Origin of the sequence: Aquipseudomonas alcaligenes (assembly GCF_003205495.1) — a bacterium.
In the GTDB taxonomy this organism is placed as follows: Bacteria; Pseudomonadota; Gammaproteobacteria; order Pseudomonadales; family Pseudomonadaceae; genus Aquipseudomonas; species Aquipseudomonas alcaligenes_B.
In genome coordinates this window covers 25,550-37,228 of sequence record NZ_QJRX01000014.1, presented here as the reverse complement: position 1 = coordinate 37,228, position 11,679 = coordinate 25,550, and the positions used below count along the sequence as shown (strand labels likewise).

Here is an 11,679-nt window from a genome sequence, read left to right as displayed (position 1 = left end):
CGCTGCACCGTCGCCGCGGCGGCCTGGTGCGCCTTGCCCAGGCTGACCTGCTCAACCTTGGCCGCCTGCAGGGCGGTCTTGGTCTTGTCGAGCTTCTCGGTCAGCTTGGTGTAACCGTCGGCCGAGCGGGCCAGGCGGTTGAGCTTGTCCAGCTCGGCCCGCTGGCCCTTGATCTCGTCCTGCAGCTTGTCGGCTTTCTTCGAGAAGTCGCCGAACGTCTTCGAGTAGGCGTCCACGGCGGCCAGCCGTAGCGAGTACTTCGACTTGGTGTCAGCCATGCCCTACCCCTTTTGCTTTACGCCCAGGCGCGCCATGGCCAGCTCGTAGCGGCGCAGCCCTTTTCCGGCGTCCCACTCCAGAATCTCCGCTTCGCTTACGTGGTAAACGAGCGGCACGACATCGAGGATTACTTCGATGTCGCGCTCGGAAAGTAGGCCGCCGGCTTGTTCAAAAAAGCGTGCAGGCGCTCCTGCAGCTGCGTCCAATCGGGGATGCTCAGGCGCAGCACCTCAACCGTCGACAGGCCGGTGCAATGCGCGCTGATAAAGTCGGTGCGCTCGTTGTCGGTCTTGAGCTTGCGCATGACCTTGGTCGCCTTCATCGCAGGCACCTGCAGAGCCAGCCGGTCAACCGTGCGGCCGATGGCCTTGATCGGCACCAGGAGCGGCGCGTCGTCAGGATCCTCGGGCTTGCGGCCCAGGAAGTAGCTGGCCGGCAGGTTCACATACTCGTGCATGCGCGTGACCAGGGCCACGTAGTCGGGGCGCTTGATCTGCTCGAGCACGCCAACCGGCAAGCCGGTGGCCACCAGCAGCAGGGCCTCAAACTGTTCTTCTTCATCGGTGCCGACACTGGCCAGCGCGGCGCGGTGCTCCTCGACCGTGAAGGCGCGCAGCTCGATGGTGGTCAGGATCTCGCCGCCCTCGAGGGTGACGGGCCAGCGCAGGGGATGCGGTTCGGGTTTCCAGCTCATTGCGGGGATTCCTTACAGACACGAAAAAGCCGCCCGTAGGCGGCTTGGTTCGAGGGTGGCGGGTTAAACCATCAGGGCCAGGCGACGCGCGCCCTTGAGCAGATCCACGCCGTTGACGACGACCTTCTGCGTGCGCGTGTCGATGTCGATCACCGGCACGCCCATTTCCAGGCGGGTGTAGGTGCGCAGGGCGATTTCCAGCACGGTGACCGGCTTGTCGCCCATCTTGAGGGTCTTCTCCTCGAGCTTTTTCAGCTTGCCGCCCTGCACGTGGTAGGTGAACCACTCGTTGCCGTCCTGGTCTTCGCCGGCTTCCTGCACAGTCAGCAGGATGTCGTCGCCACCGCTGACGCCCAGGGCCGCCATGATCGGCAGGCCGACGCCTTGCAGCGTCAGCTTGCCCGACAGCGCTTTCATGCCGGTGGCCATCTCCTCGGGGATGTAACGGCCGCCGCGCATTTCTTCCATGTCGAACTCGATCACCGGCGGATCATAGTCGTCGATGGTCGCGTTAAGCGGCAGGCCCTGCAGGGTGGCAGTGATGATCTGCCGCACTCGGTTAGTCAGCATTAGAGAACGTCCTCAAGAAATTCTTCGATGATCGCGTCAGACGCATTGAGCTGGTAAATCATGTGCTCGTTGGGCGCGTAGCGGCCGTAGTCGATGCACAGGTACCAGGTGCCGTTCTTGTACTTCTCGACGCTGTTCAGCTCGGGGTGCAGGTACACCTTGCCGCCCGGGATGGTCTCGTCGGCCACCAGGGTCTGGATCCAGTCGTCGATCCGCTTAACCTCCTGCTCCATGAAGGTCTTGGTCAGGTTCTTCGCCATGACCTTCTGCGCCGCTTTCACCAGCTTGCGGGTGATGGCGTCCTCGAGGCCCACGTAGCTGATGAACTTGCCGGTGATCGAGCGGTTGCCCAGCAGCGAAAAGCCGCCCAGGGTGGTGCGCGCGTAGTAGCTCACGCCGTAGCGGTTGAGCAGGTCGCCCTCGGTCGACTTGTCGAGGATGTTGTACTCGACGGTGCGCGCCACGTCGGCCGCGTAGGTCACCTGGTTGCCCGGGCTTTCCCACTGCTTGACCGCGGCCATGGCCGCAATGGCCAGGCTCGAGGGCGGCAGGAACACGTTGGCCTTGGCCGCCTTGGAGTAGACCGCGGGCATCTGGTGAACCATGTAGCAGCGGTCATAACCCAGCGCCGCGCCACCAATGGCCTGGCTGTTGACCACCTGGCCGGCCACGTCGGTGTCGAGGCCGTCGAAGACCACCCGCGCACGGATCCGCTTACCCAGGCTGGCCAACTCGCTATGCACCGCCTGCTTATCGGAGAAGCCAGGCGCGCCGATGATGGTCGGCACCTCGGCGCACAGCGCCAGAGCGCCGAGGCCGGTGACCTGGCCAGAGGTGGCGTCGACGCCGCCGATGATGGCGTTGACCGTGTCGGCCGGGGTTGCGCCCTCCTCCTCGATCACCACATAGATCGGCACCTTAACCACTTTCAGGATCGCGTGGACGGTGTGGTACAGCGAGCCGGCTTCGGTGCCGGTCGGATCCAGCAACGCGGCCAGGGTGAAGCTATTGATGCGGAAGGGATAGCTGCGCGGAACGCTCATATCAGCCTTGGGCGCGGTACCGACCAGGCCGACGACGTTGTCGCCAAGCCCGCCCATCGCTTCGGGGGATTCGGTCGTCTCGACGGAGACGCCGTTGTGCTCGAAATTGGTTACCTCGGCCATGGTCAGTCCTTAGCAGCGGTTTTCTTGGTGGTCACCGGCGCGGCCTGTTCGGCCTCGAGCTCGGCAGTCAGTTTGATGCGGCCGGCCTGACGCAGGGCCAGAGCCTCGACATCGAGCAGGTCGACCTTGTCGCCCTTGCGTGTCCAGTGGCCGCCCCCTTTCGGGTACGGCACGAGCACGGTGTAGTTGTTGCGGTCTGCCATGGTGGCGGTCTCCCTAGATGGCTTTCGCCGGGTTGATCTTGAAGGTCATGCCCTTGCCGGGCTCGGCGGTGTCCTGGTGCGCGGGCTTGATCTTGTAACCAAGGCGCACCACAAAGGCCCTGGCAGGCCCATAGGGCAGCGCCAGATAAAAGCCATACCAACGGGAGACCCCGCCCCGGCGGCGCGCGCTGACGAACTGCCAGCCGCCTTGCCCGGGCTTATCCTCGACGGCGTAGTCGCCGAGGTAGCGGATCTCGCACTCGCTCACCGGGCAGTTGAAGCCAGGCACCAGGCGCAGGTTGTTTACCGGATTGCGCACCGCGGCCCACCACCAGCGCGCGAGCCACGAATCGACGGCGAGCCAGTCGACCGTAAAGCCGATGCGGCGCAGCAATGGCAACAGGCCGAACAGCACCAGATCGTCGCAGTTGTCAGCCCACCAGCGGCGCTTGTCGCCGTCGAGGCCGTCGAAGTCATTGCCGAACAGCCAGGCCCAGGCCGGCACGTTCCAGATCGGGCGGCCATCGCTCAGCGACAGGCCCGGTACCGCGAACAGAATCGCCACCGCGTCAACCAGCAGGCCGACGACGATCAGCGCCACACGCACCACCAGGAGCACCGCCCATTGCACCAGGGCGAGCAGGATCTCGAGGCACCAGGCGGTGCCCCGTTTGAGTTTTTCGAGCATTACGGATCCTCAGAAACGCGAAAGCCCCCAGGGCGGGGGCTTTCATTAGGTAAGGGAAGCAAGCCAGGCAGGCGGCACTGGGCGACCAGAGTCGTCAGGGAATGCCCGCGAGGCGGGCCAGTCGCGCAGTAACTGACGCCACGCCAACAGCTCGCCGTACTGTTCAACCGACAAGGTCGTCGTGGTCACCATGTCCACTTCGTCGCGATGACGAGCGATCAGCCACTCGGAGCGTCGAAGCTCATAGTCGCGCCAACCCCGCTCAGCGGCCTCCAGCTGCTCGACGGTAAGAGGCAGAGATGCGACTAAAACTGGGCGGCCGGCGGCGTCTAGCGCCAAGGCATGGCCCGCAAGCGCGCGATACTCGGCCTCGGTCAGCTCGATGCAGTCCTTCCCGGCGGCGTCCCCGTAAGGGGCGCCCGGATAAAGCCCCAGCGTTTCGGGGCAGAAGAAAAACTTCTTCATGCTCAGTTACCTACTGCGAAATAGAAAACATCGCGGTTACCGGCGCCTTCTTGGCCAGAGGCCGAATCAGCGCTGATAGCCGCCTGAGAAAGGCCAGACGGCGCAGCCTGAAAAGTTTCCGCGCCGTTAAGCCAGGCCGTCGTCTTCTTGATCGCCAGCACGCCGAAAAACGCATTCGGAAAAGCCATCGGCAGAGTTACCGTGGACGTGCCGCCGTTTGCGCCGTTGGTGTAGACCTGCGCGCTCGCCCATTGAATGACAAGGCCGCCGAGCCAGGTCGGGAAGGCCAAGTAACCATTGGCTGCGATCAGGTACGAAACGCCCCAGCGTAGTTTTTTAGGCGTCACCGCCACGTTGTCGAGCGTGCCGGCATTGACTTCGGCTTGCGTGCCAACGCGAAGCACACCGCGCAACGCCTCAGTGGCGGCTGCAGCGGCAGAGCGCAGCGCCTGAAACACTCGCAGGGGCGACATCCACTTCCCTGGTGCCGTACCGCCCTCGGCATCTGCCTGGGTTGCCGGCGCGCTGGCCACCATTTCAAAAAACAGGGCGGTAGTGCCCAGCGTGATAGGTGCGTTGGTGAACAGCTTCCATACGCTGTCACCGTTCTCCGCGCCCTCCTCGACCGGCACAAGCATGCCGGGCGTCACCTCGATGCTCGCGTCAGCATCGGCGGCCCGCAACCAAGGGCCGGCGGCCGCGACGTAAATGCCATTTTGTGCGGCGTTCGATTGGTTCTTCACCAGCACGCGATTACCTGCAACCACAGCCACGCCGTCGATGCTTTGCGCGCCTGACAACACAATCTCGGCGGTGGTCGCCACCCGAACCGAGTCTTTGCCATCGCGCTTCGCCAGCTCGGCGGCGACGTAGTCGATCACATAGGCGCGGGTCGCCTTAACTACCGTGTCATCGACCACCAGGGTGACCGAATTAGCGTTGCTGGTCTCGAAGATCGCGCGGATGTAGAACTCTTTGCCAGCGCCTGCAGAAAGCTCAGGTTTGAAGCTCTCCGGGTACTTGCCGATGGCGTAGAGGATCCCGCTATCCGTCCAGAAACCCACCTCGCGCACATACCAGCCACCCACGTCATCCGGCAGGGTCAGCTCGCCCACCAGGTAAGTGGGGTTCGTGGCGTCCTGCAGCAGCGCATTGATCGGCCCGCGCCATACCTCCCGCGCCAGGGCAGTTTGTGCGGCGGCCGGGTTATAGACCGCGCCGTTGCCATCGCCGACCGACATTTGAGTCAGCTTGATCGGTAGGCCCAAGGCCTTGCGGTTTGCCTCGTAGGCCAGGCCGGCCGAGGTCAGGATGGTGTAATAGTCTTGCTGTGCCATCAGGCCTCCTGCAGCGGGTAGATGGTGGTCGTCTCGACCGTATTCAGGGCCGCGGCAACGTAGACCGGGTTGCTCTGCTCGAGCTCGGTTGTCTGCAGCGGGTAGATGGTGGCCAGCTCGCCGCAAAGCAGGGCGGCGGCGCGATAAGTGCGCGACCTGGTGCTAAGCCCGATGCGCGTCGTCAGCACGTCGCGCTCGCTTTTGGCAGCGGCCAGGCGGGCATCCAGGCGCGCGTTGGTCTGCTCGTCGAAGGGCTGCTCGGCCCAGGCCATAACCTCGAAGCTGTAGGGCGTGCCGGCTGGCGTTTTCTCGTGCCACGCCGTCACCTCGGGGCGCAGCTGCAGGCTCGAAACAGCCTGCTCGAGCGCGCGCCGGGTACCGGCCAGGCGCTTTACCTCCCAGGCCGTGCCCACCGTGGTGCGTTTTTCGGCCTCGGGCGCTGCAGGTTGCCACTCGCTAACGCCGCGATCCGCCGCCAGGTAAGGCAGGAAGTCGACCGGAGTAGTGGCGGGATTCATCAGCGCCGGGAACGGCGGCTCGATGCGCTCGAGCAGTTTTGCGAAAGCGAGATCCAGGCCGGCCTCGAGCAGCGAGCGGTTGGGTGGTAACAGGCTCAGGCCCGGGGCGTCATCGGTCATAGCGGCCTAACCTCGACGTTTATCCCAATGCAGAAGGGGGCCTGGTGCGCTTCGCACTCGATTGGCACCAACGGCGACAGCAGCTCGAGGCGCTCAGCGCCTGAGTCATGCAGCACCTGGTTGATCCGGCTCGGATCCACATAGCTGGCCAGCCGGTGGCGCGCCGCGGCATAAACGCCCAGCGCCTGCTCGGCCGCCTCTTTGGTCAGCTGGGCATCCGGCCCCGGGTTGATGTAGGCAATCGCGGCGATCTGATACGGCACGATCTCGGCCGCTTGCACGATCACCTGGTCGGTCTCGGGGCGCACGTCATCACGGGCGAAGTGACCCTCGACCACTTCCAGCAGTTCGGCGCTCGGCGTGCCGTTGCCCTCGCGCGCCAGGGCGGTGACGGTCACCTGGCCCGGCGCAGTGCGGCGGCCGTTGGCGTCCTTCATCTGCGCCGCGAAACCATCCTCGGCGAAGGTGTACGTCACCACCAGCTGGCCAGCGCTGGGTGCTTCCACGGTGACCGTGGCGCGCTCGCCCAGGGTCATGGCCTCGCGGCGGTACTGCAGGCGCGAGCCAGCGGCCGGGGCATGCGGGGCCAAGTAATAGCGCAGCCGATAGTCCTCGTCCTCCTCGAGCACCGGATCAACCGGCGGGAAGGCGCTAGGGTCGCCGGGGCTGATGGTGCGGCGCTCGAGGCCGAGATCCGCGCCGCGGGCGTCCAGGTTGCTGCCAGTTGCCCACCAGGCCAGCATCTGCTTGATGCGGGCGTTGTATTTGCGTTCATGGCCCTGCAGGCGCAACGTCATGGCCTGCAGGGCCATCGACAGCAGCTCGCTGTCGTTTTCCAGTGCCTCCTGCAGGCGGGCGGCCTTGGCCGGATCCCGCGCGGCCACGTAGGCCAGCACCTCGGCCTTGAACTCGGCCAGCAACGTCTCGAAATTCTCGACCTTGACGATCTCGGGCTCGGCCAGTTGGTTGAGCCCCGGAATAAGCATGCTCACGTGGTCACCTCGAACGTCATCTTGCGGTTGTGCCAGGTGCCCGCCAGGCGCAGGCGCAGGCCGGCACCCTCACGGGTGGCCACCACCACCTCGGGCTTGAAGTCGCCGAGGCCGTTCGCCTCGTTGTAGAAGGCGTCGACGGCGTCGCCCTGGGCGAGTATCAGCAGCTGGTCGCCCAGGTTGCGGCCCAGGCGCGTCGGCAACCTGCAGCCGTACAGCGGCCGCTTTTGCCTGGTACCGAGCGGGGTTGTCAGGGCGCGGGTGGCGCGCTGCACAAAGGCGGGCCAGTCGTCGACTGTCGCGCCGGTGTCGCGGTCGATTCCGATCATGGTTTCGGCTTTCCGGTAGCGACCGCAGCATTCTGCAGGTCTAAATGCGGGTGGGTTTTCCCGATGTCGACGCCTTCGTGGTCTACCTTCGGCCCGACCAGGTGAACGCCCGAGGCGTCGATCCGTAGGCCGCTGCCATTGCTCAGCAGCTCGATGCCGGCCTGGTCGGCCTTGACCGTGGTCGGGCCGTTTTTCCAGTCCAAGGCATGCGCCACGTGGTCGTAGCTGCTTTCGGTGCCGTCCGGGTAGGTGCGGCGGTGCAGCTCGGCGCGGTCAGAGACCGGCGGGAACTGCGCCGAGGGCAAGCCGAGGAGGGCAATCGCCTGGGCACTGCCATCGCCGCCGCCGTAGTTCAGCAGCAGGCACTGCTCGCCCACCGACGGGTGCCGGGTCTCGTTGACCTCGCCGGCCGCCAAGCATGCGTACTTGATCCAGGGCGAGCGCAGCTCGCCGTGGCTGACCTGGCAGAGCACTTTCGCCGGATCCACCGCCACCACCGTGCCGATGCGGTTGTGCCCGTCGGCGCGGCGGCGCAGATCCTCGAGCTCAGCCTCGAGCGAAGCCAGGCGCTCGATCAGCGGCGCGAGCTGGATACGCAGGTAGGCGTTAAACATGGGTTAAGCCTCGATCTGCCACACCTCGGCAGTGGCCGAGGGGGCCTCTCCAAATTCGGGCAGCGCCCGGTCGGTACCAATGGCCAGCGATTGCCGGAACGTCACGGCCCAGGCGTCATAGCCATCGGAGCCGCGCTGAAACATCGACGGCCCGCTGCGCATATCCTCGGGCAAACCACAAAAGCGCCCTTGAAAGCCCCAGCGGTTTGAGTCGGCGAGGCGCTCCAGGCACGTGGCCAGGTTCACCGCCTCGAGGGCGGCATGCTTGCGCCACCGGCCGACAACGCCGTGCAGGGTGACGGTGACGGCATGCACATAGCGCCCGTCGTTTTGCTTGACGGCCGGGGTGGTGCGCTCGAGCTCGATCAGCACCGTGGCATGGCGCACGGTGCCCTCGAACTCGTCGTAATTGGCCACGTCGACGCCCAGGCCCGCGGCATGGATAGCGTCGCCGATGGCGAAGAAAAGGTCGGAGACCTGGTTAAGCGGTTTGAAGGGCATAACGCGCCTCGTGCTCGAATAGCTCCATGAAGCGTTCCATCGCGCGGCGCTCCCAGCGCTCGAGCGCGCCAAGGGCTGGGCCTTCCCAGTCCTCGGTCACTTTCTCGATGGGCAAGCGCTCGCGACCCTTGCGCCGAAAGACGAGCCGCTGGCTCGACTTCATCGGCGATATGAAGGCGTCGTCATAATCGCGATGCCCAACCTTGACGCCCGTCGCCGTCTGCCTGGGCGTGCCCAGGTAGTGAACGCCGATAGGCTGCAGGCCGACCCAGAGCTTTACCTCGCGGGCCGTCGACTGGCTGTAAATGTTGTAGCGGTGGCGTACCGGGCTTTGCGTGATGCCCAGCTCGCGGGCGATTTCCCGCGAGCTGTGCGTGCGCAGCCATTGCGCCGTCTTGCGCAGGGCGCGGGCGGCGGCCAGATCCAGCTTGCGAGGTGCATCGGCCAGGGCGCTTTCTACGCCGGCCCAGCCGTCCACCTCGAAATTCAGTTGGAAGCCTGCCACTTGCCACGCTCCCCGGCCGGAGCCGAGCGGTCACCGTAGGGGATCAGGGTCAGCAGCGAGCGCAGCCGCCCCAGGGGTTCCACGTTTGCGATTGAGTACTCCACGCCCTCGAGCGCCACCTTGGCGAGCTGGTAGTCGGCCGGGACATCGCCCCGGGCCAGCTGCAGCTTCACCTGGGCGGGCTTCACCCGCAGGCTTGAGGCGTTCGGATCCACGCCCGAGCGATACAGCCGGCCCGACGCACCCGGCGCACCCTCGAGGGCGCTGACCTGGCGCGCGGGCTGGCCCGGCACGAGCAGCTGCGCGGTGGTACCGAACTCGTCGGGGTCGAAGAAGTCGCCGAGATCATCGGCACCTATCACTTGCCGGCCGCCTTCTTGGCTTTCTCCAGGGCGGCGACTTCATCGGCCAAGGCCTTCTTCTGCTTGCCCAGGTCGTCGACCTCGGCCTGCAGGCCCGCGCGCGCCTCGGTCAGCAGCTCGACCGACTCCTGCAGGGTGGCCAGGTCGCCCTTCTTCGCCTCGATGTCGGCGAGCAATTGCGCCTGGTCGAGCTGCAGCTGCTCGTCGAAGCCGTCAGCGGCGTGCTCCTGCCCGCGGTACTCGGCGATTTCTTCGACCGTCGCGTCGCGGCACAGCTTCGAGCCGAACCAGTCGTTGCGGATCGAGCGCTCGACCTCGATCACGGTTTTTTCGGGGATCACGTCACCGTGTACGGTGAGATCCGTCAGCAGCACCACGAGGGCGGTGCGCATTTGAGTGGTAGACATAGGGGGCACCTATTCAGGGAAAGGGGCAAAACGGGGGCCGGAGCCCCCTACCTGCCCGCTTTCAGGTTCGGGTTAAACGCCTTTCACGCCAACGCAGAAGGCTTCCTTGCGGCGCACGGCGGCGTCGACGTCTTGGAACACGCGCAGCATCAGGCCGTCGCTGCCAGCCAAGGCATACGGGTCGGGCTTGAGATCCAGCACGCCCCACAGGCCGCACACCAGCTGCGAGAAGTCGCCAAACAGCCACTTGTCTGCCGGCATCTGGTTGGTCGCATGGGCGCTGTAGCCGTTGACCTCGTTGTCTTTCCAGAGGCGCTCGCCGGTGTTGGCGAATACCTGGGTGCTCTTAGCTGCACCGCGCTGGGTGACGCTGGTCAGGTAGGCCAGGGAGTCGCCCTCGACGTTGAAGGTGCCCGCCTTGGTCTCCATGGCCACCACGGACGCCCAGTCGATACCGCCGGCCGGATAGGTCACAGACGGCAGGCCGACTTGATTCAGCAGGCCCAGCGGCTGGTTGTCCGCGCCGGTACCGAGCAGCATCGCCAAGTCGATGGCAACGCCCAGGCCTTCGACCAGGTCGCTGATGATCATCGCCTCGATGGACTTCGCCGCCTGCTTGCGCAGCTTGCGGGTGACCGGGATCGCGCCCGCGATGGTCTTCGGCGACAGCGGGATGGTGGTCAGGTCGAAGTCGCTCGGGGTGACGTTGTCGCCCTCGCCCAGCCAGTAGAAGTTGGAGCCGTTGACCTTCTTCGGCAGATCCAGATCGCCGACCAGGCCGCCGAGCATGCGCATGCCGAGCTGGGCCATCTTGGTCTTGTTGCGCAGGATGTCGATAAACTGATCGACGCGCAGCTCAGTGGCCACCAGCTCGCCACCCTTGCCGGCCTCGCCCTTCGACATACCGCGCACGAGCAGGTCATGCGGCACGAAGAAACCGCGGGCCTCTTTCTTGAGGGTGTCGGCCAGGGCCAGGCTGACCTCGCGCTCGAGGCCGGCCTTGCTCCAGTCCTTCTCGGCGTAGGCGTTCATGGCGCGCATCAGCGAGAAGCTGTCCATTTCCTTTTCGGTCAGGCCCAGGCCACGCGCGGAAACATCCTTGACGAAGCCCGGCAGGTCGCGCTCGCCCGGCTTGGGCTGCGCAGGGGCCAGCGGCTTGGCACCACCGGGCGCTTGGCGCTCGAGCAGCACGGCGCGGAACTGGTCGACGCTGTGCCCGCCGGTCACTGCGTCAGCGGCCAGGTCGCGCTGCTGGAAGCGGTCGCCCAGGGCGTAGATGTCAGCGATGCGCTGACGCTCAGCGGTAACCAGGTCGCCGCCAGCAACAGGCGCTGGAATGTTGCGAGTCTGCTGACCGTCTTCTTGGGGTTCGTTCGGCTTGGGCATTGCAATACCTCGAATGGTGATGGTGTTGGTCGTTGCTTCATTGGAGCGCCCCACCCCGACGGTCGGGTCTGCAGGCACGGATACGCTGGAAACCTCGTAGGGCTCCCAGCGGGTAACGCGGTAGTGATCGAGGCCGTTCTCGGAACGCTCGAGCACCATTTCATGCACCAGGTAGCCGCAGCTGATGTTGCGGCGGATGTTGTCGACGACGTCCTGCCAGATCGGCTCGGCCTGCTCGCTGCGCGAGAAGCGCACGCGGGCGCGGATCTTCCGATCAGCGTCGAGCCAGGCGTCCTCGACCACGCCGATCTGGCCCGACCAGCTGTTGTGCTGCAGCAGCAGAGGCGCGCCATTACGGAGCCGGGTCAGGTCTATCGAGTCCTCGGAGTGGTCGAGCACTTCCATGCCGAACCACCGACGCACGCCGTATTCGCTCGAGACGGCCACCTCGACGGTGCGTTGCTCGAGATCCAGGGTGTCGCGGTCGACAGCCAGCACGCGCTGCAGCTGCTGGCCCTCGATCTGGCGCAGGACGGGCATCGG

Annotated in this window: 17 protein-coding genes; all 17 read right to left on the bottom strand. The window is 65.5% G+C overall.

Going from position 1 to position 11,679, the window contains the following annotated elements; genetic code table 11:
- The coding region (locus DMO17_RS19450; RefSeq protein WP_220034093.1) for a hypothetical protein at positions 1-278 on the bottom strand (278 nt) is incomplete at its 3' end.
- 128 nt (positions 279-406) lie between these two features.
- Positions 407-973, bottom strand: a complete 567-nt coding sequence (locus DMO17_RS19445) for a phage tail assembly protein (RefSeq protein WP_110684136.1) — start codon at positions 971-973, stop codon at positions 407-409.
- A 63-nt stretch (positions 974-1,036) separates the two neighbouring features.
- Positions 1,037-1,543 carry a phage major tail tube protein gene (locus DMO17_RS19440; protein ID WP_110684135.1) on the bottom strand — a complete coding sequence of 169 codons (507 nt, stop codon included), beginning with the start codon at positions 1,541-1,543 and terminating at the stop codon, positions 1,037-1,039.
- Positions 1,543-2,709 carry a phage tail sheath protein gene (locus tag DMO17_RS19435; RefSeq protein ID WP_110684134.1) on the bottom strand — a complete coding sequence of 389 codons (1,167 nt, stop codon included), beginning with the start codon at positions 2,707-2,709 and terminating at the stop codon, positions 1,543-1,545. Before DMO17_RS19435 ends, DMO17_RS19440 begins: the two co-directional genes overlap by 1 nt.
- Before the next feature lie 2 nt (positions 2,710-2,711).
- Positions 2,712-2,912: a hypothetical protein gene (locus DMO17_RS19430; protein ID WP_110684132.1), complete on the bottom strand. Its 201-nt coding sequence runs from the start codon at positions 2,910-2,912 to the stop codon at positions 2,712-2,714.
- Positions 2,913-2,925: 13 nt separating this feature from the next.
- Positions 2,926-3,600, bottom strand: coding sequence for a DUF7338 family protein (locus tag DMO17_RS19425; protein WP_110684131.1), 675 nt, complete (start codon positions 3,598-3,600; stop codon positions 2,926-2,928).
- Between the two features lie 45 nt (positions 3,601-3,645).
- Positions 3,646-4,065, bottom strand: a complete 420-nt coding sequence (locus DMO17_RS19420; RefSeq protein ID WP_110684130.1) for a tail fiber assembly protein — start codon at positions 4,063-4,065, stop codon at positions 3,646-3,648.
- Positions 4,066-4,067: 2 nt separating this feature from the next.
- Positions 4,068-5,402 carry a phage tail protein gene (locus DMO17_RS19415; RefSeq protein WP_110684129.1) on the bottom strand — a complete coding sequence of 445 codons (1,335 nt, stop codon included), beginning with the start codon at positions 5,400-5,402 and terminating at the stop codon, positions 4,068-4,070.
- Positions 5,402-6,040, bottom strand: a complete 639-nt coding sequence (locus tag DMO17_RS19410) for a phage tail protein I (protein WP_110684128.1) — start codon at positions 6,038-6,040, stop codon at positions 5,402-5,404. The genes DMO17_RS19415 and DMO17_RS19410 overlap by 1 nt, the downstream gene beginning before the upstream one ends.
- Entirely contained in the window at positions 6,037-7,032 is a 996-nt protein-coding gene (locus tag DMO17_RS19405) for a baseplate J/gp47 family protein (protein WP_110684127.1), read from the bottom strand. The genes DMO17_RS19410 and DMO17_RS19405 overlap by 4 nt, the downstream gene beginning before the upstream one ends.
- On the bottom strand, positions 7,029-7,361 hold the full coding sequence (locus DMO17_RS19400) for a phage baseplate protein (RefSeq protein ID WP_110684125.1): 333 nt from the start codon (positions 7,359-7,361) through the stop codon (positions 7,029-7,031). The genes DMO17_RS19405 and DMO17_RS19400 overlap by 4 nt, the downstream gene beginning before the upstream one ends.
- Positions 7,358-7,975, bottom strand: coding sequence for a phage baseplate assembly protein V (locus DMO17_RS19395; protein ID WP_110684124.1), 618 nt, complete (start codon positions 7,973-7,975; stop codon positions 7,358-7,360). Before DMO17_RS19395 ends, DMO17_RS19400 begins: the two co-directional genes overlap by 4 nt.
- A gap of 3 nt (positions 7,976-7,978) precedes the next feature.
- Positions 7,979-8,476, bottom strand: a complete 498-nt coding sequence (locus tag DMO17_RS19390) for a hypothetical protein (protein ID WP_110684123.1) — start codon at positions 8,474-8,476, stop codon at positions 7,979-7,981.
- Positions 8,457-8,981, bottom strand: coding sequence for a phage tail protein (locus DMO17_RS19385; RefSeq protein ID WP_220034092.1), 525 nt, complete (start codon positions 8,979-8,981; stop codon positions 8,457-8,459). Before DMO17_RS19385 ends, DMO17_RS19390 begins: the two co-directional genes overlap by 20 nt.
- Positions 8,963-9,343: a hypothetical protein gene (locus DMO17_RS19380; RefSeq protein ID WP_110684122.1), complete on the bottom strand. Its 381-nt coding sequence runs from the start codon at positions 9,341-9,343 to the stop codon at positions 8,963-8,965. The genes DMO17_RS19385 and DMO17_RS19380 overlap by 19 nt, the downstream gene beginning before the upstream one ends.
- Positions 9,340-9,750 carry a hypothetical protein gene (locus DMO17_RS19375; protein ID WP_146224944.1) on the bottom strand — a complete coding sequence of 137 codons (411 nt, stop codon included), beginning with the start codon at positions 9,748-9,750 and terminating at the stop codon, positions 9,340-9,342. Before DMO17_RS19375 ends, DMO17_RS19380 begins: the two co-directional genes overlap by 4 nt.
- Positions 9,751-9,822: 72 nt before the next feature.
- Entirely contained in the window at positions 9,823-11,676 is a 1,854-nt protein-coding gene (locus DMO17_RS19370; RefSeq protein WP_110684119.1) for a phage major capsid protein, read from the bottom strand.
- Positions 11,677-11,679 lie beyond the last annotated feature (3 nt).